This window comes from Flavobacterium azooxidireducens, from assembly GCF_023195775.1.
Classification (GTDB): Bacteria; Bacteroidota; Bacteroidia; order Flavobacteriales; family Flavobacteriaceae; genus Flavobacterium; species Flavobacterium azooxidireducens.
This window is the reverse complement of record NZ_CP096205.1, coordinates 140,899-165,497: the sequence shown is the minus strand read 5'-3', so window position 1 is coordinate 165,497 and position 24,599 is coordinate 140,899. Positions and strand designations below refer to the sequence as shown.

24 protein-coding genes and 1 pseudogene are annotated in these 24,599 nt (G+C 32.4%); 14 read left to right on the top strand and 11 right to left on the bottom strand.

What is annotated here, in order from left to right:
• Positions 1-2 precede the first annotated feature (2 nt).
• Positions 3-788 carry a 5'-nucleotidase C-terminal domain-containing protein gene (locus M0M57_RS00730; RefSeq protein ID WP_248434463.1) on the bottom strand — a complete coding sequence of 262 codons (786 nt, stop codon included), beginning with the start codon at positions 786-788 and terminating at the stop codon, positions 3-5.
• A gap of 48 nt (positions 789-836) precedes the next feature.
• On the opposite strand from M0M57_RS00730, the gene M0M57_RS00725 reads away from it, so the two are divergent.
• The 14 genes and pseudogenes from M0M57_RS00725 (at position 837) to M0M57_RS00660 (ending at position 15,203) form a co-directional block, all read left to right on the top strand.
• On the top strand, positions 837-1,355 hold the full coding sequence (locus M0M57_RS00725) for a DUF6913 domain-containing protein (protein ID WP_248434462.1): 519 nt from the start codon (positions 837-839) through the stop codon (positions 1,353-1,355).
• Between the two features lie 3 nt (positions 1,356-1,358).
• Positions 1,359-2,240, top strand: coding sequence for a 4-hydroxy-tetrahydrodipicolinate synthase (dapA, locus tag M0M57_RS00720; RefSeq protein ID WP_248434461.1), 882 nt, complete (start codon positions 1,359-1,361; stop codon positions 2,238-2,240).
• 26 nt (positions 2,241-2,266) lie between these two features.
• The gene (locus M0M57_RS00715) at positions 2,267-2,776 is read left to right on the top strand and encodes a ferritin (protein ID WP_248434460.1); all 510 of its coding nucleotides are present in this window, start codon (positions 2,267-2,269) and stop codon (positions 2,774-2,776) included.
• A 171-nt stretch (positions 2,777-2,947) separates the two neighbouring features.
• Positions 2,948-3,754 carry an outer membrane protein assembly factor BamD gene (locus M0M57_RS00710; protein ID WP_248434459.1) on the top strand — a complete coding sequence of 269 codons (807 nt, stop codon included), beginning with the start codon at positions 2,948-2,950 and terminating at the stop codon, positions 3,752-3,754.
• A gap of 8 nt (positions 3,755-3,762) precedes the next feature.
• A complete protein-coding gene (locus M0M57_RS00705) occupies positions 3,763-4,080 on the top strand; it encodes a DNA-directed RNA polymerase subunit omega (protein ID WP_248434458.1) in 318 nt (105 codons plus the stop codon).
• Between the two features lie 7 nt (positions 4,081-4,087).
• A complete protein-coding gene (gene coaBC / locus M0M57_RS00700) occupies positions 4,088-5,299 on the top strand; it encodes a bifunctional phosphopantothenoylcysteine decarboxylase/phosphopantothenate--cysteine ligase CoaBC (RefSeq protein ID WP_248434457.1) in 1,212 nt (403 codons plus the stop codon).
• Positions 5,292-6,176 (top strand): type IX secretion system protein PorD, encoded by an 885-nt coding sequence (gene porD, locus M0M57_RS00695; protein WP_248434456.1) that lies wholly within the window; start codon positions 5,292-5,294, stop codon positions 6,174-6,176. The genes coaBC and porD overlap by 8 nt, the downstream gene beginning before the upstream one ends.
• A gap of 89 nt (positions 6,177-6,265) precedes the next feature.
• Complete coding sequence (gene recN / locus M0M57_RS00690) at positions 6,266-7,918, top strand: DNA repair protein RecN (protein WP_248434455.1); 1,653 nt, start codon at positions 6,266-6,268, stop codon at positions 7,916-7,918.
• A 48-nt stretch (positions 7,919-7,966) separates the two neighbouring features.
• Entirely contained in the window at positions 7,967-8,779 is an 813-nt protein-coding gene (locus M0M57_RS00685) for an enoyl-ACP reductase FabI (RefSeq protein ID WP_248434453.1), read from the top strand.
• A gap of 98 nt (positions 8,780-8,877) precedes the next feature.
• A complete protein-coding gene (locus M0M57_RS00680; protein WP_248434451.1) occupies positions 8,878-11,136 on the top strand; it encodes a T9SS-dependent choice-of-anchor J family protein in 2,259 nt (752 codons plus the stop codon).
• An 84-nt stretch (positions 11,137-11,220) separates the two neighbouring features.
• Positions 11,221-12,233 (top strand): annotated as a pseudogene (locus tag M0M57_RS00675) (glycosyltransferase).
• Positions 12,226-12,810 carry a dephospho-CoA kinase gene (gene coaE / locus M0M57_RS00670; RefSeq protein WP_248434449.1) on the top strand — a complete coding sequence of 195 codons (585 nt, stop codon included), beginning with the start codon at positions 12,226-12,228 and terminating at the stop codon, positions 12,808-12,810. Before M0M57_RS00675 ends, coaE begins: the two are co-directional and overlap by 8 nt.
• 71 nt (positions 12,811-12,881) lie before the next feature.
• Positions 12,882-14,462: a sensor histidine kinase gene (locus tag M0M57_RS00665; protein WP_248434447.1), complete on the top strand. Its 1,581-nt coding sequence runs from the start codon at positions 12,882-12,884 to the stop codon at positions 14,460-14,462.
• Between the two features lie 24 nt (positions 14,463-14,486).
• Complete coding sequence (locus tag M0M57_RS00660) at positions 14,487-15,203, top strand: response regulator transcription factor (RefSeq protein WP_248434445.1); 717 nt, start codon at positions 14,487-14,489, stop codon at positions 15,201-15,203.
• 202 nt (positions 15,204-15,405) lie between these two features.
• On the opposite strand, the gene M0M57_RS00655 is transcribed toward M0M57_RS00660, so the two are convergent.
• The 10 genes from M0M57_RS00655 to M0M57_RS00610 form a co-directional block, all read right to left on the bottom strand.
• A complete protein-coding gene (locus tag M0M57_RS00655; RefSeq protein WP_248434443.1) occupies positions 15,406-16,149 on the bottom strand; it encodes an acyl-[acyl-carrier-protein] thioesterase in 744 nt (247 codons plus the stop codon).
• 10 nt (positions 16,150-16,159) lie between these two features.
• On the bottom strand, positions 16,160-16,756 hold the full coding sequence (locus M0M57_RS00650; protein ID WP_248434441.1) for a hypothetical protein: 597 nt from the start codon (positions 16,754-16,756) through the stop codon (positions 16,160-16,162).
• Position 16,757: 1 nt separating this feature from the next.
• Complete coding sequence (locus tag M0M57_RS00645) at positions 16,758-17,408, bottom strand: hypothetical protein (protein WP_248434439.1); 651 nt, start codon at positions 17,406-17,408, stop codon at positions 16,758-16,760.
• 30 nt (positions 17,409-17,438) lie between these two features.
• Positions 17,439-18,377: a tRNA (adenosine(37)-N6)-dimethylallyltransferase MiaA gene (miaA, locus tag M0M57_RS00640; RefSeq protein WP_248434437.1), complete on the bottom strand. Its 939-nt coding sequence runs from the start codon at positions 18,375-18,377 to the stop codon at positions 17,439-17,441.
• A gap of 10 nt (positions 18,378-18,387) precedes the next feature.
• Positions 18,388-19,230: an ion transporter gene (locus M0M57_RS00635; RefSeq protein WP_248434435.1), complete on the bottom strand. Its 843-nt coding sequence runs from the start codon at positions 19,228-19,230 to the stop codon at positions 18,388-18,390.
• 31 nt (positions 19,231-19,261) lie between these two features.
• A complete protein-coding gene (locus tag M0M57_RS00630; protein WP_248434433.1) occupies positions 19,262-20,623 on the bottom strand; it encodes an exonuclease domain-containing protein in 1,362 nt (453 codons plus the stop codon).
• 60 nt (positions 20,624-20,683) lie between these two features.
• Positions 20,684-21,343: a YggS family pyridoxal phosphate-dependent enzyme gene (locus tag M0M57_RS00625; protein ID WP_248434431.1), complete on the bottom strand. Its 660-nt coding sequence runs from the start codon at positions 21,341-21,343 to the stop codon at positions 20,684-20,686.
• A gap of 31 nt (positions 21,344-21,374) precedes the next feature.
• Positions 21,375-22,601, bottom strand: coding sequence for a DUF1015 domain-containing protein (locus M0M57_RS00620; protein ID WP_248434429.1), 1,227 nt, complete (start codon positions 22,599-22,601; stop codon positions 21,375-21,377).
• A 61-nt stretch (positions 22,602-22,662) separates the two neighbouring features.
• Positions 22,663-23,550, bottom strand: a complete 888-nt coding sequence (locus tag M0M57_RS00615; RefSeq protein ID WP_248434427.1) for a 3-hydroxyacyl-CoA dehydrogenase family protein — start codon at positions 23,548-23,550, stop codon at positions 22,663-22,665.
• A 37-nt stretch (positions 23,551-23,587) separates the two neighbouring features.
• Entirely contained in the window at positions 23,588-24,592 is a 1,005-nt protein-coding gene (locus tag M0M57_RS00610; RefSeq protein WP_248434425.1) for a PDDEXK nuclease domain-containing protein, read from the bottom strand.
• Positions 24,593-24,599: the final 7 nt, after the last annotated feature.

Here is a 24,599-nt window from a genome sequence, read left to right as displayed (position 1 = left end):
CATTAGTTTTGGTCAACAATAATTCTTGGAGTTGAAGAAGCTTCCACTACATCAACCGCTTTAAAATAATCGATCAGCAAGTTTCTTATCTTGTAATCTAAATCAAAAAGGGTTGTGTTTTTTTGAAAGAAATTCATATTGTCGCCGCCATTTACCAGATAGTCTGAAGTAGCAACATAATAGATTTTATCTAATTCTAAAGGTTGATTATTTATAAAAACCGACTTAAAAAAATTATTTCTATCTAACGTTATTTGAATTCCGCTTAACGGATGTGGTTTCTTTTCAGCAATTAAATAATGAACCATTTCCATAATTTGACTTCCTTTTAATGCGGCAACAACCATATTATTTTCAAAAGGCATCACTTCAAAAGCAGTTCGTGTTGTTACATTTCCTTTTGGGATGATAGACCGGATTCCACCATGATTTAACAAACAAATATCAACGGTTTTTCCATATCGTTTATTGAAGATTTTGTTGCTTTCGCTCAAGCAAACATCGGCCATAAAATTACCAATATTGGTTTGCCATTCACCTTTGCTTTTATCTAATGTTTCCGGACAAAAAGCCAACACACTGTCTAAATCTTTGTTGATGTGATCGCGATAAGGTTTGATAAAGTTTTCAATTTCAAGGTTTTCTGAAGAAGTGTCTGAAATACCAATTAATTTTCCTTCCACTTTCACTACTTCGTAGTTGGATTTACATCCGGAAAACAACATCAAAAATGTTATAAATAACACAAAATGTGTCATTATAATGGTATAGTTTTTTAGTTTTAGCATCAAAAAACGACTTTATTTCTATAATTTTGTAATCCAAGCAAAGCTACAATGTTTTTAAAATATTTTAGAACTTTTTCTGCTAAAAGAGTATTAAAAAAAAGTTCACTTAATGTAAATTCTGCTGTTTCAAACAGGCCAATTCAAACCGTTGGTGTTTTGGTAGATGAAACAGTTTTTGATAAAAAAGAAAATTTAATTCAACTTTTGGTTGAAAAAGGATTAAAATCCGAAAACATTTCCGTTTTAGCTTATAAAACAAGCTATAAAAAGAAAGAAAATATAAATTATCCGCACTACAGTAAAAAAGATATTTCTTGGATAGGTTCTATAGAAAAAAATGAAGCAAAAGAATTCAAATCGAAGCCGTTTGATTTATTAATAAGTTATTACGACACAATGAAAACGCCGTTAGAAATTGTTACCCACAAATCGATGGCCGAATTTAAAGTCGGATTTGCTTCGTCTAACAAACAATTGAATCATTTTATGATTGATACCCAAGTTGAAAATTATACTGTTTTTGTAGATGAATTATTCAAATACCTAAGAATACTAAACAAACTATAAACTATGCAATCACTCATTGGAACTGGAGTAGCCTTAGTAACTCCGTTCAAAAAAGATTTATCCGTTGATACGGAAGCTTTATCAAAAATTGTTCATTATCAAATTGATAACGGAATTGATTATTTAGTGGTTTTGGGAACAACCGCAGAAACCGCAACGTTGACTCAAGAAGAAAAGGAATTGGTAATTAACACAGTTATCAAAGCAAATAATAAAAAATTACCACTTGTTTTAGGCGTTGGCGGAAACAACACGCAGCAAGTTGTAGAAGAATTAAAAACAAGAAATCTAGACGATTTTACAGCTATTCTCTCGGTTTCACCATATTACAACAAACCCACACAAGAAGGTATATATCAACATTTTAAAGCTATTGCTGAAGCTTCACCGATTCCGATAATTTTATATAATGTTCCAGGAAGGACAGCTAGCAACATGCTTCCATCAACTGTTTTACGATTAGCGAATGAATTCAAAAACATTGTAGCTATCAAAGAAGCGGCCGGTGATATTGTTCAGGCTATGAAATTAATTCAAAACAAACCGGACGGATTTTTAGTGATTTCAGGCGATGATATGGTTACTTTACCAATGGTTTTAGCCGGTGGAGCAGGAGTAATTTCGGTTATCGGCGAAGGATTTCCCAAACAATTTTCAACCATGGTTCGATTGGGATTGGATAAAAAAGTGGATGAAGCCTATCAAATTCATTATCAAGTAGCCGATGCAATTGATATGATTTTTGAACAAGGAAACCCTGCCGGAATTAAAGAAATTTTTCATGTTTTGGGATTGTGCGAAAATACATTAAGACTTCCTTTGGTTAATGTTAACGAAGACTTAGCAAACAGAATTCGTCAAAGTGTCAAAAAAATTGTAAATTAGCCGTTGATTAAAAAAATTAGAAAATTATGTTATCAGAAAACGTATTAGCAGCATTAAATAGTCAAATTAAAATGGAAGGTGACTCTTCGCAAGTATATTTAGCCATGGCTTCATGGGCAGAAGTGCAAGGTTTTGAAGGTATTTCTACTTTCATGTACAATCAATCTGATGAAGAAAGAATGCACATGCTAAAATTAATAAAATATGTAAACCAACGTGGTGGAGAAGCCAAAGTAGGAGCAACCCTAGAGCCAAATTTAGATTTATCGCATTACAAAGCTCTTTTCAAACAATTACTAGAACATGAAATTAAGGTTTCAGAAAGTATTAATAATTTAGTTGGAATAACGTTAGACGAAAGAGATTTTGCAACACACAATTTCTTGCAATGGTATGTGGCAGAGCAAATTGAAGAAGAGGCAACAGCTCGTTACATCTTAGATAAAATCAATTTAATTGGCGACGACAAAGGCGGTTTGTATCTTTTTGATAATGAAATGAAAAACTTTGTGAGCCCAATGGCTCCGGCAAAATAACAACTATGTTAATCTAAATATAAAAGATGCGATTTATACCGCATCTTTTTGTTTTTTTACAGAGTTTTAAGACTATAAAAAAAATGTTTTGTAGTCTGCAATTATTAACTAAATTTGCAGTCCGGTTTTCGTGATAAAATTTCTCGAAAATTTGCATATAAAATTCACATAATGAATAAATTATATTTTGTTTTTCTTGTTGCTGTTGTTTTCAGTTCTTGCAGTCCATATCAAAAAGCATTGAAAAGTGAAGATATCGCTGTAAAATACGCTGCAGCTGAAGAAAAATATAATGCAGGAAAATATCAAAAGGCTATTCGTTTGTTCGAACAAATAGCTCCATCATACAGAGGAAAACCTCAGGCAGAAAAAATGTTTTATATGTATGCACAGAGTTTATACAAAACAGAACAGTTTTATACAGCCGGTTATCAGTTTGAAAGCTTTGCTTCTGGATATCCTAAAAGTGAAAAAGTAGAAGAAGCCGCTTTTTTAGGAGCATTATGTTACTCTAAATTATCGCCAAGATACTCATTAGATCAAATTGATACTGACAAATCGATTGAAAAAATGCAGGGCTTTATTGATGCATATCCTGAATCACAGTATCTTCCGGAAGCAAATAAAATTGCTAAAGATTTAAGAGAAAAATTAGAATTTAAAGCATTTGAAATTGCAAAACAATACCACACAATTGCGGAAGCTATTAGAGATTTTAGAGCTCCAATCGTTGCTTTAGATAATTTTATTGCAGATTATCCCGGAACTCCATACAGAGAAGATGCTTTTTACTATAAAATAGAAGCAAGTTATAAATATGCCATCAATAGTGTAGATTCTAAAGTGAAAATGAGATTAGAAGAAACATTGGAAAATTATAATAAGTTTTTGAAGCAGTTTCCGGAATCTAAATACAAAGAAAAAGCAGACAAAATTAAACAAGACGTAAATAAACTTTTACCACAATATTCAAAATAAATATAGTCATGGATTTAAAAAAGACGAATGCTCCGGTTAACACGATTACTTATGATAAGAGAGCGATTGAGCAAACCACCGGTAACGTGTACGAAGCGATAACTATTATCGCTAAAAGAGCAAATCAAATTAATTCTGAAATTAAAAAAGAATTAATTGAAAAATTAGAAGAATTTGCTACTTACAATGATAGTTTAGAAGAGATTTTTGAAAACAAAGAACAAATTGAAGTTTCAAAATTCTACGAAAAATTACCTAAACCACACGCTTTAGCAGTACAAGAGTGGATGGAAGGAAAAATTTACCACAGAGATACTACCAAATAAGAACCACATGTCAGTTTTAAACGGGAAAAAAATACTACTGGGAGTTACCGGTGGAATTGCTGCCTATAAAACTGCTTCATTGGTTAGACTTTTTATAAAAGCAGGTGCAGAGGTGCAAGTTATCATGACACCTGCTTCTAGAGATTTTGTTACTCCTTTAACATTATCTACACTTTCTAAAAATCCCGTTTTTTCCGAATTTTATAACGAAGAAGATGAAAATGCGTTGTGGAATAATCATGTAGAATTAGGTCTTTGGGCAGATTTGATGATTATTGCTCCCGCAACGGCAAATACACTTGCTAAAATGGCAAATGGCAATTGCGATAACTTGCTCATGGCAACGTATTTATCTGCAAAATGTCCTGTCTACTTTGCACCGGCAATGGATTTGGATATGTATAAACATCCTACTTCGATTGATAATTTTCACAAACTTCAATTGTTTGGAAATATAATGATTCCAGCCGAATCAGGCGAATTGGCCAGCGGACTTTCCGGAGAGGGAAGAATGGCTGAACCTGAGAACATTATCAGCTTTTTGGAGAATGATATTTTACAAAAATTACCACTCAAAGGAAAAAAAATACTAATTACTGCCGGCCCCACATACGAAGCAATAGATCCTGTGCGTTTTATAGGAAATCATTCTTCAGGAAAAATGGGTTTTGATATTGCTAACGAAGCTGTTCAATTGGGTGCAGAAGTTATTTTAATCTCCGGTCCAACACATTTAAAAGTAGATAATTCCAGAATTAAATTAATCCGAGTGCAATCCGCAGAAGAAATGTATCAACAATGTCATTTGTTTTTTAATGAAGTTGATGTTGCTATTGCCGCAGCCGCTGTAGCAGATTACAGACCTAAAGTAGTTGCTAGTCAAAAGATTAAGAAGTCTGATAGTGATTTTTCAATTGAATTAGAAAAAACAAAAGATATTTTAGCCTCTTTAGGTGAAATAAAAAAAGAACAGTTTTTAGTTGGTTTTGCCTTAGAAACAGAAAATGAAATTGAACATGCTAGGTTGAAAATTCAGAAAAAAAACTTAGATTTGATTGTTTTAAATTCGCTCAATGATGAAGGAGCCGGTTTTGGAAAAGCAACTAACAAAGTAACATTTATTGATAAATCATTTCAAATTGAACCCATGCCACTCAAATCAAAAGAGGAAGTTGCAAAAGACATTTTGAATAAAATAATACAACAGAGTCATGCATAAATTAGTCATTTTTGTTTTTTTATTTGGATTGAGTTTCACTCAGGCACAAGAATTAAATTGCAGTGTAAAAGTTAATTCAGAACGAATTACATCTACCAATCAACAAATTTTTAAAACACTTGAAACGTCATTAAATGAATTTGTAAATAAAAATAAATGGAGCACTCGTGAATTTAAAAATAACGAACGGATCGATTGTTCAATGTTTATCAATGTATCTGAATTTAACAACAATGTTTTTACTGCTACCATTCAAGTTCAAGCTTCAAGACCGGTTTTTAACTCAACCTACAGTACTCCGATTTTGAATATCAACGACAAAGATTTCACTTTTAGATATATAGAATTTGAGAATTTGTTCTTCAATCCAAATAGTTTCGATTCTAATTTAGTGTCAGTTGTCTCATTTTATGCCTACATGATTTTGGCAATGGATGCTGATTCTTTTGAATACCAAGGTGGAAATGACTATTTAGAAATTGCACAAAATATAGTAAGTGTTTCCCAATCCGGCGGAAAAGGTTGGTCTCAATCAGATGGTTTACAAAATCGATTTTTCTTAGTGAATGATATGCTATCAAGTACATTTGATCCAATTCGTCTTGGGTTTTATGATTACCACAAGCTAGGATTAGATTTAATGGCAGATGATTTACCGGCAGGAAAAGAAGGTGTGAAAAATGCTGTTTTAACGTTATCTAAAATTAATTCAGTTCGACCAAATGCTTATTTAACACGTGTGTTTTTTGATACTAAAGCCGATGAAATTCTATCTGTATTTACGGGAGGACCAAAGATAGATATTACCGATTTAGTTGATAATTTGAACCGTGTTTCACCCTTAAATGCATCCAATTGGTCTAAGATAAAGTTTTAATAACTTTGTCGATATTATCTGAAACTTCCTCTCAAAAAGTTCCGATAAATTGAGTACATTGCCATTGTATTTTAGTTTAAAATCCGGAAATGCTAACTTCATTATCCATAAAGAATTACGCCCTAATCGAAAAATTATCTATTGATTTTTCCGATGGTTTTTCTATTATAACAGGTGAAACAGGTGCAGGAAAATCAATACTTTTAGGAGCTTTGGGTTTAGTTCTTGGAAAAAGAGCTGATTTATCTTCGCTAAAGAACAAAGAAGAAAAGTGTGTAATTGAAGGACATTTTTCTATTTCAAATTATAATTTAAAAGATTTTTTTGAAGCAAATGATTTGGATTATGAAGATCAAACTATCATTCGCAGAGAAATTTTACCATCCGGAAAATCAAGAGCTTTTATAAACGATAGTCCGGTTAACTTGAATGAGTTGGTAGAATTAGGCGAATTTTTGTTGGATATTCATTCGCAACATCAAACAAGAGAGTTAACTGAAGAATTGTATCAATTTCAAATTATTGATGCGATTTCTTCCAATCAATCACTTCTTGATGATTATTCTAAAAAATTAAAAATTCACAAAAAACTAAAAATTCAATTTGACGAAAAAAAGCAACTTTATGCCAATGCGTTGAAAGAGCAAGATTATAATTCGTTTTTATACAATGAATTAGCCGAAGCTAAATTGATTGAAAATGAACAAGAAGAATTAGAATCGCAACTCGAAAAATTAAGCAATGTTGAATTAATCAAAGAGCAACTAGAAAAAAGTTTAACCTTGGCAGACAGTGAGCAATTTGGATTGTTGGTTAATTTGAAAGAATTCAAAAGTTCCATTCAACGAATAAGTACATTTTCAGTTGATTATGCTCAACTTTTTGAACGTATTGAAAGCCTTTCCATTGAATTAAAAGACATTGTAAACGAATTGAATGCTTCGTCTGAATCAGTTATTAATGATCCCGAACAATTGGTTTTAGTCAATCAAAAACTACAAACCATATATGATTTACAGAAAAAGCACCAAGTTACTACTGTTGAAGAATTATTGCAAATTCAAAATGAATTAGAAGGAAAAGTAATTTCAGTCACTTCTTTGGAAAGTGAAATTACAGAAATTCAACTACATCTTGAAAAAAATGAAGCAGAATTGAATGATTTTGCTCAAAAAATCCATTCAAATAGAGAAGAAAGTATTCCAAAATTAAGTGAAATGCTGATTGATATTTTGAGTCAGCTCGGAATGCCAAACGTGCAATTTAAAATTGAAGTTGTTCTTTCAGAATCATTTTATTCCAACGGAAAAGATTCTATTCAATTTCTAATTTCAACTAATAAAGGTTCTGATTTTGGACTATTGAAAAAAGTTGCGTCTGGCGGAGAAATGTCTCGAATTATGTTGGCTGTAAAAGCAATTTTAGCCAATTATTCCAATTTACCAACACTCATTTTTGATGAAATTGATACGGGAGTTTCCGGAGAAATTGCTAACAAAATGGGCGATATTATGAAAGAAATGAGTTTAAAAATGCAAATTTTTGCTATAACTCATTTACCTCAAATTGCTGCCAAAGGAAAATCGCATTATAAAGTGTATAAAACCGATGCAGGTGCACAAACCAGCTCCGAAATAAAATTACTACACAAAGAAGATAGAGTAGTCGAGATAGCTCAAATGCTGTCTGGTTCAACTGTATCAGATTCAGCTTTAAATCACGCAAAAGCATTATTGAACTAAAATTTTAATTATATTTGAAACATCAATACAAACTAAAAGAAGACCACTATGTATAATTTATTAAAAGGAAAAAGAGGAATAATTTTTGGAGCTTTGGACGAGAATTCTATCGCTTGGAAAACAGCAGAACGTGTTCATGAAGAAGGCGGAACTTTTGTATTAACAAACGCTCCAATTGCTATGCGAATGGGAACAATCAATGAATTGGCAGAAAAAACCGGTTCGCAGATTATTCCTGCTGATGCAACTTCAATCGCTGATTTAGAGAATTTAGTAGAAAAAGCAACTGAAATTCTTGGTGGAAAATTAGATTTTGTACTTCATTCAATCGGAATGTCTGTTAACGTTAGAAAAGGAAATCATTATGCAAGTCAAAATTACGATTTCACACACAAAGGCTGGGATGTTTCGGCTGTTTCCTTTCATAAAGTAATGCAGGTTTTATATCAAAAAGATGCCATGAATGAGTGGGGTAGTGTTGTAGCTTTAACCTATATGGCTGCTCAACGCGTGTTTCCTGACTATAATGATATGGCAGATAATAAAGCTTATTTAGAATCTATCGCTAGAAGTTTTGGTTATTTCTTTGGTAAAGATAAAAAAGTGCGTGTAAACACCATTTCACAATCACCAACACCAACCACAGCAGGTCAAGGAGTAAAAGGTTTTGATGGATTTATAACGTATGCAGATAAAATGTCACCATTAGGAAATGCAACCGCTTTAGATTGTGCAAATTATACTGTAGCTATGTTTTCTGATTTAACAAAACGTGTAACATTACAAAATTTATATAACGACGGAGGATTCTCGAACATGGGTGTAAGCCAAGATGTGATGGAATATTTCACAAAAGAATAACAATTGTTTACATTTTAACTTAATAAAAGAGCACTTATAATTTTTTTATAAGTGTTTTTTTTATAATTTTATCATTCATAATCTTAAACAAACAAAATATGAAAAAAATTACATTATTATTTACGCTGTTTTTTGGAATTGTAGCTTCGGCACAATTTTCAGAAAATTTTGACGGTGCAACTACAGCCCCAGCAGGATGGACCGTTATTAACGGTGGTGGTGCAAATGGTTTTATTTTTGGTGTTGGTGCTCCAGGATCAGCCTTTTCTGCTCCTAATGCAGCACAAATTAACTATAACGCAACAGCACATGATGATTATTTGGTTACACCAGCTATAACCGTAACGGCAGGTTTGAATGATAGATTAACATATTATGTTAAAAATCAAGATCCAGCTTATGTAGAAAGCTATGCGGTGAGATTATCTTCTACAACCCCAACGGCAGCTGCGTTTACAGTTACAGTAACTCCTGAAGCTGAAGCACCAAATGTGTGGACTCAATTTACTATCGATTTAACTCCTTATTTAGGTCAAACTATTTACATCGGATTTCATGCAGTTTCTACAGATAAGTTTAGATTATTGTTTGATGATGTTGTAAATGATACTCCACCAGCGTTAGCACCAAATTGTGCTACTTTGACAGCTCCAGCAGACGAAGCAGTTGATGTGCCATATTTATCCTTAGACTTAGCATGGACTGCACCAACTACTGGAGGTCCTGTTTCTAGTTATGATGTGTATTTAGATACAAATATAGATCCTACAACTTTGTTAGGTAACCAAACTGCTTTAACAAGAACCATTACAGATTTAATGGCAGAAACAACTTATTACTGGAAAGTAATTGCAAAAAATAGTGCCGGAGAAGCTGTTGATTGCTCTATTTTTAGTTTTACAACGATGGCTATTCCTGGATATTGTCTTAATTCACCTTTTGGACAATGGCCAACAGGTACTTTTACAACAGCAAATTGTGATGGTGTTACAGTGAATACTGTTACAACTGCTGGATATGCTGGTGAATATTCTTCTGTTCAAGTGGTTTCAGGAACAACTTATGTCTTTAGTAGCGGAACTACAGATTTGATTACGATTAGTACTGATGGAGGTGCAACAGCAGCAGCATTTGGTACAACTCCGTTAACATGGGTATCTAACTATACTGGTGATATTAGATTTTACTCTCATTTAAGTGAGTTATGTGAAGGAGAAGATGTTAATAGAACCAGAAGTTTTGTTTGTGGTACACTTTCTAATGAAAGTCCTGATTATGCCAATCTTCAATTTCCATCTTCAGCTACAATTACTCAAGGTGATTCTGCTGTAATATATGCTCAAGTATATCACGCTGGTTTAACAGATGTTGAGCCAGGATTATCAGGTCAAGCCGATGGTATTCAAGCATGGATTGGAATTAGCCCTGTTGGAGCAAATACAGATCCAGCTACTTGGTCAAATTGGGTTTCAGCTACTTTTAATGCAGGTCATGTTTCTAACAATGATGAGTATCAAGCTTCTATCGGAGCTAATTTAGCACCGGGAACATACTATTATGCTTCTAGATTTAGATTAAATGATGGTGTTTTTGTTTATGGAGGAATCAATGCTTCTGATGAAGGTAACTTTTGGGATGGTACAACTTATTTAAGCGGTGTTTTAACAGTAACTCCACCACCAGTGCCTAATAATGATGAATGTGCAACTCCGACACCATTAACTGCAGGAGCTGTTTTCGCAACAAATCCTTTAAACACAACAAATTTTGGTGCTACTCTTAGTTCGCAAGCTACTCCATCCTGTGGTGCATTCAATTTTGATACTGTAGGAAAAGATGTTTGGTATAGTGTAACGGTACCAGCTTCTGGAAATATTACAATTGAAACTAAAGGTAATGGTGGTTTATCAGACACTGTTATGCAAGTATATACAGGAGAATGTGACTCATTAGTAACTGTTGAATGTGATGATGATGATGGTGATGATAATTTTTCTTTAATTTCATTAACAGGTAGAACAGAAGGCGAAGTTTTAATCATTAGAGTTTGGGGTTATAATGGTGCATCAGGAAATTTTGATATTTCTGCTTATGATGCATCTTTAAGTACCGGATCATTTGATAATGCGGGATTCAAATATTATCCAAACCCAGTTAAAGACGTGTTGAATTTATCGTATATAAGTAATATTTCGTCCGTTTCAGTTGTTAATCTTCTTGGTCAACAAGTACTTACTAAAAATGTAAATGCAAATGAAAGTCAACTTGATTTGTCAACGTTAACAGCAGGAACTTATTTAGTAAAAATTACAACCGAAGATAATCTTGAAAAAACAATCAAAATTGTAAAACAATAAAAAAGTAATCTATAGATTTTTCAAAAGCCATGCACCTCGCATGGCTTTTGTTTTTTAAAGCCGTATATTTGATAAAATTTTGATATGCATTTTTCAATCATTATTCCAGTATATAATCGCCCGGATGAAATTGACGAACTTCTCGAAAGTCTTGTCATTCAAGATTATAATACTGCTTTTGAAGTTGTAATTATTGAAGATGGTTCAACAATTGATTGTAAAAATATAGTTGAAAGGTATTCTGAAAAATTAATCATAAGCTATTTTTTTAAACCAAATTCAGGTCCCGGAGATTCCAGAAATTATGGGATGAAAAAAGCAAAAGGCGATTATTTTATCATTTTTGATTCCGATTGCATTATTCCTAAAAATTATCTTTCAGAAGTTGATTTGGCTCTAGCGAATAATTTCACCGATTGTTTTGGTGGTCCTGATAAAGCTTTAGACTCATTTTCAGATGTTCAAAAAGCAATCAATTTTAGTATGACATCTTTTTTAACGACAGGTGGAATTCGTGGAGGTTCCGAAAAAATTGATAAGTTTCAACCCAGAAGTTTCAACATGGGAATTTCTAAAAAAGCGTTTGAAGCTTCTAACGGGTTTGGTAATATTCATCCTGGTGAAGACCCGGATTTATCCATCCGATTATGGAAGATGAATTTTGAAACGCGATTAATTCCTTCTGCTTATGTTTATCACAAAAGAAGAATCGATTGGAAAAAATTCTACAATCAAGTCTCAAAATTTGGAAAGACCAGACCAATCCTCAACAGTTGGTATCCCGAATACAGCAAACCAACTTTTTCTTCCCAACATTATTTATGATTGGTTTGTTTTCAGCATTAGGTGTAGCCTTACTTTTTGGTTTTTATTTTCCATTGATGTTGTTTGGATTTTATTATCTTATTTTATTTTTTACAGCAACCTACTGTAACAAAAGTATTAAAATTGGGTCTTTATCAATAGTAGCTGCTTTTATTCAGTTTTACGGATATGGTTTCGGATTTCTAAAATCATTTGTTTTAATTCAATTATTAAACAAAAAACCTCAAGTTGAATTTCCCGAACTATTTTTTAAATCAGTTAAAAATGACTAAAATTATTGGTTTAACAGGCGGAATTGGTAGCGGAAAAACAACCGTTGCAAAAATGTTTATGGCTAATGGAATTCCGGTCTACATTGCCGATGAAGAAGCCAAAAAAATAATGGATTCCAAAGAAATAATTCTTCAAATTGAAAATGTTTTTGGAGCTGAAGTTGTTTCAAATAAAAAAATAGATCGAGTTAAATTGTCTAAAATTGTTTTCAATAATCCTGAAAAATTAGAACAACTCAATAAAATTGTACATCCGGCTGTTCAAAAACATTTTAAAGATTGGTTAAAAAACCATACTACTGTTCCATTCGTAATTAAAGAAGCAGCCATTTTATTTGAAACTGGTGGACATAAACATTGTGATAAAGTGATTACAGTGGTCGCTCCACAATTGTTAAGAATTGAAAGAGTAATTTTGAGAGATAAATCTGATAAAGACAGTGTTTTACACCGAATTAACAATCAATGGAGCGACGAAAAGAAGATTTTGTTGAGTGATTTTGTCATTGAAAACGTTGATTTAGAGAAAACTACTAAACAAGTTGACGATATTCTTAAAGTATTAAATAAAATTTAAAAAACAGGCATGATGTTAATATTTGGTTAATCTATTAACAATACAAATGTTAAAATCTTAATTTTGTAGAGATGAATAAAGTTTTGTTTAGAGTGCTTGTAGTTTTAATGAGTTTATCCCTCATTGGTATCATTTTTGTACAAGTATATTGGTTTAATTCTTCATTAGAAAATAATCAGGAACAGTTTAAATTTCATGTTAAACAAGTTCTGGGTAATGTTTCAGATAAATTAAAACAGCAGGAAATACTTGCTTTTGTTGAGAAAATTAATCAATTTAAAGACAGTACAGGCTCAGACAAGGTAGTTTCAGATTTTTTGGAGTTTGGTTATTACGAAAGAAATTCGCAAACAAACGAAACCATCATTTATTCAAATAGTATAAATTCACAAGATTTTACTATTTCACCCTCGTTCTTTGATAAAAAAAGAGACAGTTTGAAAATTAAAGGTTTTTCATCAAAAAGAAAAACAGAAATCTATCATAACGGAATTGATAAATCAAATTTGCAAAATTCTTCAACTCCGGATTACAAGATGGAAAAGTCCGGTAATCTTGAGATTTTAGATAAATTGCTTTATGATATGTCATTCAATGATATTGCTTTGACCTATCCAATTCAAAGAAGAATTTCAAAAGAAAAATTACAAGAACTTTTGCAAAGAGAACTCAAAGAATACGGAGTAAATACTCCTTTTGAATTTGGGATCTACAGTAATGGTTTAGCCACAAAAGTTAAATCAGATAATTTCAAGTTTAATAAAAATGATACTTATAGCATTCCTATTTTTACAGATAACGAAGGAATGAGTAAGTACCAATTGTTAGTAAGATTTCCCGAAAAAAAGAAGTTCATTTTTTCAGATTTAATTGCAATTGCAATGCTATCGTTAGTTTTTACGTTAATTATTATCATAGCCTATTCCAATGCGTTAAACCAATTATTCAAACAACGTCAGATTTCTGAAATAAAAACAGATTTCATCAACAATATGACGCATGAATTCAAAACGCCAATCGCCACTATTAATTTGGCTTTAGACGCAATAAAAAATCCTAAAGTTATCGAAGATAAAGAAAAAGTACATCGCTATCTTCAAATGATTCGGGACGAAAATAAACGAATGCATGCTCAAGTTGAAAATGTTTTACGAATTTCAAAACTCGAAAAACGAGAACTTGAAATTAATAAAGAACCTTTGGATGTTAACGAAATAATCAACGACGCCATTGATCACGTCAGTTTAATTGTAGAAGACAGAGAAGGAACAATTAATAAACATTTTCAAGCCAGCAGAACAACAGTATTGTTAAACGATGTACATTTTACAAACGTGTTTGTTAACATGTTAGACAATGCAGTAAAATATTCACCCGAAAAACCAGTCATTGACATTTATACAGAAAACATAAAAGATTTTCTAATCATAAAAATAAAAGATCACGGAGCCGGAATGAGTAAAGTAGCTCAAAAAAGAATTTTCGAAAAATTCTATCGCGAGCACACCGGAGATATTCACAACGTGAAAGGACACGGATTAGGCCTAGCCTATGTAAAAAGAATTGTAGAAGAACATAACGGACAAATTTCCGTTGAAAGCGAAAAAGGAAAAGGAAGTACATTCAGTATTAAATTGCCACTAATAAATTAAATACCACTAAATATAAATTAACCTATGGAAGCAGAAAACAAAAAGATTCTTTTAGTAGAAGATGATCCAAATTTTGGAGCCATACTAAAAGATTACCTGATGCTAAACGATTTTGAAGTCGTTTTAGCCAAAAACGGAATGGAAGGATTCGAGAAATTCAAAAAAGACACATACGATTTGTGTATTTTGGATGTCATGATGCCTTACAAAGATGGTTACACCCTGGCCAAAGAAATCCGTGAAAAAAACAAAGACGTGCCTTTAATTTTCTTGACTGCCAAGTCAATGAAAGAAGATGTGCTCAAAGGCTACAAAGTTGGTGCCGATGATTACCTTAACAAACCCTTCGATTCAGAAGTTTTGTTAATGAAAATCAAAGCCATCATGCAACGTAAACAGTCTGAAAGCAAAACAGATAACCTGAAATTTGAATTCCAAATCGGAGGATTCCATTTGAATTCAAAATTGCGTTTCTTGACATTCAAAAACGAGGAACCAATCAAATTATCTCCAAAAGAAAATGAATTGCTAAAAATGTTAGCCCTTCATGAAAACGACTTAATGCCACGTGAATTGGCGTTAACCAAAATTTGGAGAGATGATAACTATTTCACTTCCAGAAGTATGGACGTGTATATCGCCAAATTAAGAAAATATCTTAAACCCGACGAAGACGTAGAAATCCTCAACATTCATGGTGAAGGTTTCCGTTTAGTAATCAAAAATAAGGTTACGCAATAAAGTAAAAGCTCTCAATTTTGGGAGCTTTTTTTTTTGAACCTAATCCAGCTTCCTGCCTGCCGGTAGGCACGGTCCACTACAAGATTTTGGGCAAAAAAGAAGAATTCTACAAACCAAAAAGAGCTTCCTTTGGTCGCTTTTTTGCTTTAAGAATTCTAACTTTTTTGCCCAAAATGCTTTCCGTTACAATCTGGGGTAGAGGCTATGTGCTATATTCCAATTTCAAAGCAAAACTGGTTTTTCCATTTTTGGTCACACTTACTAACTCAGGATTTTCTTCCTTCGAAGCGGCAATTTCAACTTCATCATTCAAGTGTAATTCTCTCAAAAAATTCATATCAAACCCCTGAATTTTATTTTTCAAAATTAGTTTCGGATTAAGACAATCCAAACACCATTCTAAATATTTCACATTGTTTGCGTGATTTACTATATCCAAATCAGAAAGCAAAATCAATTTACTTTTCAAAAATTGAAAATCGACATTCAAATTTATTTTTTCAAAAGTTTGAGTAGTTGGTAATTTTTCCGGAAAAAATGTAAAATGTTCAAACGGTAAAGCCAAGGCTTGTGGTTTTCGCAATTCCGTATTCAACACAACCCAAAACGTGAGAGCACCAACTATTTTTTTGTCGCCAACATACAATTCCAACGCTCTCACCGAACGAGAATCTTGCATTTCTACAATCCAAGTTTTCACAGTGACAATATCTCGCCATTTTGGCAAATCGGTTACTTCCACTCGCATCCGACTCAAAACCCACGCTTGATGAAACTCTTGCATATCGCTAAAACTCAATCCACCTAACTCAGCGTGAAAACCGGCGGTTAACTGCAAAAGATTGCACAATTCCGTGTGTTTCAACTGACCATTTGGATAACATTGAACGAAATTAATTTCCCATTCTTTAGAAAATTCGGAGGTAAAATTGGGCGAAATTGGCATGAAAATGATTTTAGAAAAATTTTAAACCTAAAGATAATTGAATAGAATTTGATTTACCAAAATAATCTTCATAATCAGGATGAGTATTAATTGTAAAACGATTCGAAATATAATATAATCCCACAAACCCGGCAATATGAGGAGAAAATGTATAATCAGAATACAAACCAATTCTAAATTCATTTCCGTTTTGAGGATCAATCTTTCGTGTATTTGATCGCAGAGAAAGAGTAGAATTTCCATATCCAATTACAGGACTCAAATTAAAATTTTCTGTTATAATAATATCATAACTTAGTAATCCGTAAACAGAATAATAATAGCTTGAGCCTATTGTTCCAATCATATTTTCTTTTTCTACTTTATAAGGAACATAATCTCCACCAAACCCCAATCTAAAATTTTTATATTTTGGTAAAAAAAATTGTCCACCAAAACCTATCTTAGATGAATAGGCATCTGCCAAGGCATTATCTCCTTGTTGTATGGCATGAAGAATATAAATTCGCCCAAGCGGCTTAATTTTAAATCCGTCTTGAGCCTGGCTTGAAATTGAATAAAGTGTTGAAAGAAAAACACACAATTTTAAAATTATATTTCGTTTCATTTTAATAAATTAATTGATAGTTTATACTTTCATTTTCAACAGTTATCGGAACTGAAAAATATTCAACTGAAGCCGGATTTACACTAAAATCTGTTAATTTGTATGAAATGTTAAAAGTTTGATTCTTCAAAATTGAAATAGGATAGAAGTACCATGAGGGATCATCCTCATATTCGGGATTATAATCTATAACAAATTCAGGACGAATAGCATTAATGGCTAAATCGCTTAAAGCAATTTGTGAAGAAGTTTGAATAATTTCAATATTTAATTGAGTAATTCTATCTGTTTTAACCAAACCGGTTGAGACAGGAGAAATTTTATAATTTATAAAATCAGATTTTAGTATTCTAACAAATTCTTGCTTTTGATATGTCTCTTCAGGTATGATATTCAAACTAATTAAGTCAGAATCTGATTTTGGAGCTGGAAAAATAGCTAAAATTCTTCCTTCATTATCAGTCATTCCGGTAGAAATTGTTTCAGTATCATAACCATTTGTTACAATTACTTTAAAAGGAATATTTTTTAACGGAGTTCCGTCATCAATGTCTTTAACAACAGTGTCAATCACTAATCTGGTTTCGCCATCGTAATAAATTTCGCAACTATTGAAAGTGAAAAGAACTAATAAAAACAGCAATTTTTTCATACAAAATATTTTTATAAAGACGTATATAATTTAATTTGGTTGCTTTGTTTTCTGATTAATTTGAGTAATAATTTCATTCACATCAGTTTTAAAATCAAACCACATTACATTTTCAGTTCGCATAAACCACGTTAACTGTCGTTTGGCAAAACGTCTGGTATTTTTTTTTATTTCTTCAATAGCAAATTCTAAACTTGTTTTTCCTTCAAAATAATCAAATAATTCACGATAACCAACAGTTTGCAAGGCATTCAACTGTTTATTTGGAAATAAATTTTTAGCTTCATTCAGCAAACCATCTTCTAACATTAAATCAACTCTGCGATTAATTCGATTATACATAATTTCTCTTTCAGCTTCCAAACCAATAACAATCGGAATAAAATTTCGCTTATTTTTTTTCTGATTTAAAAACGAAGAATAAGGTTTTTCGGTTCCGAGACAAACTTCTACAAATCGCATCATTCGTTGCGGATTTTGTAATGTTTGCGGATTTTCGGCACTTATTTTTTCAAAATAAATTGGATCTAATTCTTTTAATTTATTGTGTAAATAATTCAATCCGTTTAAATCAAATTCCTTTTTAATTTCTTCTCTGATTGTTGGATCAATATCCGGAAAATCATCAAAACCTTTCAAAATCGCATCAACATACAAACCAGATCCACCAACCATAATTTGAATGTTATTTTTTTTAAACAATTCATCTAATTTCACAATGGCTTCTCGTTCAAAATCACCAACCGAATAATTTTCAAAAATGGATTTGTTTTGAATAAAATGATGTGGAGCTGCTTTCAATTCTTGTTCAGTTGGAACAGCTGTACCAATTTTCATTTCTTTATAAAACTGACGACTGTCGCACGAAATAATTTCGCAACCAAAATGTTGAGCCAAAGCAATACTTAAAGCTGTTTTTCCAATGGCCGTTGGCCCAATAATCGTGATAAGAAAATTTGAATTTGTCAAGTTTAACTATTTATGAATTTTCGTCTAATTCATTGCCACAGTGATGGCAAAATTTAGCATTTTCACTATGATCTTCTTTTCCGCAACTCATGCAATGATGCCGTTTAGATTCTCGTCCACGATTGTATTCTGATTTTGCAATTTCAGCAGTTACAATTCCGGTTGGAACCGCAATAATGCCGTAACCCATTATCATTACTAGTGACGCAATAAATTGACCTAACGGAGTTATTGGTGTAATATCACCAAATCCTACCGTAGTTAAGGTTACAATACACCAATAAATACTAATTGGAATACTTGTAAATCCTGATTCTTTACCTTCCACCACATACATTAAAGAGCCTATCAAAATACAACTAATTAAAACAAAATACATAAATGCTACTATTTTACCGCGACTAGCAATAAGCGATTTTCGTAATTGTTGTGATTGTCCTGAAAAATGTGGGTGATTTAAAATCTTAAACAGACGTAATAAACGTAAAGCTCGGATAATGACAAACAAATGACTGCTGGCAAAGAAATAAGACAAATACATAGGAAGAATGGCAATCAAATCGATGATTCCGTAAAAACTTAAAATATATCGTTTAGGTTTATCAATACAGATAATCCGAAGAATGTATTCTATACTAAAAAAAGCAGTGATAATCCATTCCAATAAAACGAGTTGGTTGTGGTATTTGATGTCAAAACCTTCAACTGTTTCTAACATTACAAGCAAAACACTCAACAGAATTAAACCGAGAAGAATAAGGTCAAAAAGTCTTCCGGCTACTGTGTTTGTACCATAAATAATGATGTGTGTTTTCTGCCTGAAAATTTCATATCTCGATTTAGCTTCTCTCATAGCAACAACTTATTATTCAAAGATAAAGAAATTAAAATTTAACAATCTTCATCACTTTATTTTTTCTTAGGTAGCCTTGTATAATATTTTTGGTATCTCGGTTGTTTTGCATCGGAATAATGATGTTTCGAAGTACTTCAATATTTGTAATTTGATAATTCAATTCATAAAAACAATAACCTTTATATATTCCGTTTTCAATCAGAATTGCCGATCGTTCTTCGAGGCTTCTACCACGATCAATAACCACCATGTTTTCATTGTCAAATTGACAAGCTTCAATAAATTCTTCCACACGAGAATTATATTCTTCCGGCGAAATTTCGCCAATACAAGCTCCATCGCATTCTTTTATTTTATATTGAAAGCATGCATTTTGTGTTTCATATAAGCCATTGATTTTTTGACATAAATTGTATTTTTCAGTGATTTTAAACAAAGCACTTTTACCTTCTTGGATGGAAGCAAATGAAGTTATTTCCTTTTTTCTCAAATCGGTTTTTTGAAGTGAAAGTTTCATATAACCATTTTCGTCTTTAATAGCATACAAAGCCCATTGAAAAATGGTTTTTCGTTGTGCTCGATTATAAATTGGTTTATTGATTTTGATTTCTTCGCTTTCTTTTAAAAGTGCAATTAAATCACTTCCGGTTTCTTCATACGTAACGGTATAAACTTCAAATTGAATTTTTTTGCATTTGCTACTGGTTCCTGTAAAGTGCTGGTTAACACGTTTTTTGATATTTTTGCTTTTTCCAATGTAAATCAAATCACCTTTTTCGTTATGAATGTAATAAATTCCTGTTTTGGAAGGAAGGCTTTCAACAATATCCAACAATTTTGGTGACATTCCGGATTTGATTTCCGTTTTTACCAAACTTTTTACGATTTCCTTTTCAACATCTTGAGCCAAAAGCATTTTGAACAACTTCACGGTAGCCATTGCGTCGCCACTTGCTCGATGACGGTCTGCCATCGGAATTCCGAGTGCTCGAACCAATTTTCCTAAACTATAGGAAGCATGTCCGGGCAATAATTTTTTCGATAATTCAACCGTGCAAAGTGTTTGTTTTTGAAATTTAAAACCCAATCGTCTGAATTCGGTTTGTAAAATTCGGTAGTCAAACGAAGCGTTATGTGCAACTATAATGCAACCTTCGGTCATTTCAATGATACGTTTGGCCACCTCATAAAATTTAGGAGCCGAACGAAGCATGGCATTGTTAATTCCGGTTAATTTTACCACAAACGGCTGAATTGGAATTTCAGGATTTACCAAACTAATAAATTGATCCACGACTTCGTGACCATCAAATTTATAGATGGCGATTTCGGTTATTCCTTCTTCGTTGTATTGACCTCCGGTGGTTTCTATGTCTAAAATTGCGTACAAATCAGTTGTCGGTTATCGGTTATCTGTTTTATCGAATTGGCAAATTTTTAAATTGGCACATTAGCGAACGCCAAATATACTACTTCCAATTCGAACCATCGTACTTCCGCATTCGATAGCGAGTTGATAATCTCCGCTCATTCCCATGGATAAAGTTGTCAGTTGGCAGTTGTCAGTTGTCAGTTGTTTCTGTTGATCAAAAATAGATTTTAAATGTAAAAATTCACGTTTAATTTGCTCTTGATTTTCGGTAAAAGTAGCCATTCCCATTAAACCGACAATACGAATATTTTCAAAGGTTTTAAATTCTTCGGAGGAAAGTAGTCCATTCAATTCTTTTTCATCCAAACCAAATTTAGTTTCTTCTTCGGCAATGTGAATTTGCAATAAACAATCCACTTTCTTACGCCATTTTACAGCCAAACGATTTATTTCTTTAAGCAATTTTAAACTATCCACACCGTGAATCAAACTCACATACGGAATCATGTATTTCACCTTATTCGACTGAACGTGACCAATCATGTGCCATTGAATGTCTTTTGGCATTTGTTCCCATTTTTCAGTCATTTCCTGAATTTTATTTTCACCAAAAATGCGTTGACCGGCGTTGTAAGCTTCCATTAAATCCGCAACTGGTTTTGTTTTGGAAACGGCAACTAGGGTTACGTGAGGTGGAAGGGAGGATTTTATTTTAGAAATATTTTCAGTTATATTCATTTTCAAATTTTCAAATTGGCACATTATCTCATTATAACTCATACACAATCAACCCACTTCTAAACTTAGGTTCAATATACGTGCTTTTTGGTGGCATAATCAAATTATTATCTGCCAAGGCTTTAATTTCAGAAATATCAGAAGGATAAAGCATAAAACCAACTTCAAATTCACCTTCGTCAATCAATTCTTTGATGGTTAAAATGGATTGCTTTCCGGGAATGTATTCGATTCGTTCGTCATTTCTTAAATCATCAATTCCGAGTAAAGGTTGCAAAACTTTATCATACAAAATTTGAGCATCTAAATTTGATAAAATTGAATTTTGATTTTTGCTATTGTTATTGATTTTGTAAAATAAAGCATAGAAATTTCCATCCAAATACATTCCGAATTCAAACTTACTTTGGGGTTTCCACAACTCTTGTTCTTTGTTTTTGATGATAAAATGTTCATCTAATTGGGTTAAAAAATCATTGACTTCATAACCGTTTAAATCACGAATAATTCGATTGAATTCATAAATTTTGACATTACTTTCAGCAATTAGAAAACTCATAAAATAATTTAGATTTTCATTTTGTTCGTTCTTTTTTTCATCAAAAAGTAATTCTGCTGAAGCCGATCGGTGATGACCATCGGCAATATATAATTCCGGAATTTTTTCAAATTGTTGTTGCAACCATGAAATTTCTTCCGCTAAGTCAATTTTCCACAACGTATGTTTTTCTTTATTGGAAGTAGAAAAATGATAAATTGGTTGTTCTTTTTTCTTATCGGATATCCAATTATTTAACGAATCATTATCAGGATAAGTAATCAAAACCGGTTCTGTATTAAAACCTGTTTGATGCAAGTAATCTTTGAATAATTCAACCCGATATTGCAGTGTATCTTCGTGTTTTTTGATGACATTTTTTTTATAATCTTCAATCGAAGTCCCGGCTACAATTCCGGTAAACGAATTGGTTTTGGTTTGAATTTCATAGACAAAGAAAACAGGTTTTTCTTCTTCTACAAAAATTTTATCGTCTTTAAAATCTTGGTATTTATGAGCCACACCTTTAAAACGCTTATCTAACGTAATTTTCTGCGAATGCACATAGGCAGGGTGAATCACGTGTAAAAACGAATACGGATTAAAACTCAACCAAGCAGCGAGCTCAGCTGAACTATAATCGTCGTAATTTCTACACGTAACCAAAGCGACTTTATCTGCGGTGGGGCGAACAGCTTTGAAAGGGATTATTTTACTCATTTCTGTTGTCGGTTATCAGTTTTCGGCTTTCGGCTAACTGACAACCTACAACCGATAACAATTAAATAAATTGCTTCGAAACTTTCTCAGCCTTCTTACTTTCTGAATAATCATAAAATCCTTCTCCCGATTTTACACCTAATTTTCCGGCCATCACCATATTCACTAAAAGTGGACATGGAGCATATTTTGGATTTTTGAAACCATCATACATCACATTTAAAATAGAGAGACAAACATCCAAACCAATAAAATCGGCTAGTTGTAATGGTCCCATCGGGTGAGCCATTCCGAGTTTCATAACGGTATCAATTTCTTGAACTCCGGCAACGCCGTTATACAAGGTTTCGATCGATTCGTTGATCATCGGCATTAAAATTCGGTTAGCAACAAAACCGGGATAGTCGTTCACTTCAGTTGGCGTTTTACCTAATTTTACTGATAAATCCATAATGATTTTAGTCACTTCATCCGAAGTATTGTAACCACGAATGATTTCAACCAATTTCATAATCGGCACCGGATTCATAAAATGCATTCCAATTACTCTTTCCGGATGAACTACTTGAGCCGCAATTTGTGTAATTGAAATAGACGAAGTATTCGTAGCCAAAATCACATTATGATCACAAATTTCACTCAGTTGTTTAAAAATATTCATCTTTAAACCAACATTTTCAGTGGCAGCTTCCACAACCAAATCAGTTCCAACCACACCATCTTTGATGTCGGTATAAGTAATAATATTAGAAATAGTTTTGTGTTTATCATCTTCCGAAATGGTTCCTTTTGTCACCATTCTATCTAAGTTGGAAGCAATAGTTGCCATTCCTTTTTCCAACGATTTTTCGGAAACATCAATTAATTTTACGGTAAATCCGCTTTGAGCAAACGTGTGGGCAATTCCGTTACCCATGGTTCCAGCTCCGATTACTGCTATTGTTTTCATTCTATTTGTTTAGTTTCAAGTTTTAAATTTCTTGACGTTAATTTTTATGTTCGATTATTTCAATTTCTTTTCTAATTTCTTTCAGTAATTGTTCTTCCGTCGGAAGATATAATTGATATTGACTGGCTAAAATGGAATTGTTGTTTTCCGGTAAAGAATATTTTACAACAGCATTGTTTTTATCAGCACAAAGTAAAATTCCGATGGTTGGTTTTTCGTGAGCTACTTTTTCCACTCGATCATAATAGTTTACGTACATTTGAAGTTGACCTAAATCTTCGTGAGTTAATTTATGTGTTTTAATTTCAAATAAAACAAAACATTGCAACAAACGATTATAAAAAACTAAATCAATAAAAAATTCATCACCATCTAAATGTATTCTTTTTTGACGAGCTACAAATGAAAATCCATTTCCTAACTCTAATAAAAAATCTTGAAGATTTGTGATTATAGCTTGTTCAAAATCTTTTTCATAATAAGCACTTTCACGTTTTAATCCTAAAAATTCTAAAATTAAAGGATCTTTGATGATTTCATTTGGATTGGTTGGGATGACTTCATTTCGAGCAACTGCTAAAACACTTTCTTTGTCATTACTCAATAATAATCTTTCATATAATTGACTGTTTATCTGTCGTTCCATTTGCCGAACAGACCAATTGTTTTTTGCTGTTTCCGCTATGTAATATTCTCTTTTATCTTCATTATCAATGCGTAATAGCAATCTGTAATGAGTCCAGCTCAATTGCGAACGCAGTGAGTTCGCAATTGGAAATGTTCTGTAGAATTGACGCATTAATTCTAATTGTCGATAAGAAAATGCACTACCAAATTCAGGTTGTAATTGTTCAGATAGATATTTTATCAAATAATTTCCATAATCTGCTCTGTCTTTTCCTTGCTGCTCTTCGTTAAAAATACGTTCGCCTATATGCCAATACATCACCGTTCGATGATGATCTACCGAACGAATCGCACCTTCTTTAGCCTGAGCTATTAAAGATTTTATTTCGACTATTAAATTTTGGGATAAAGACATTTTTAGT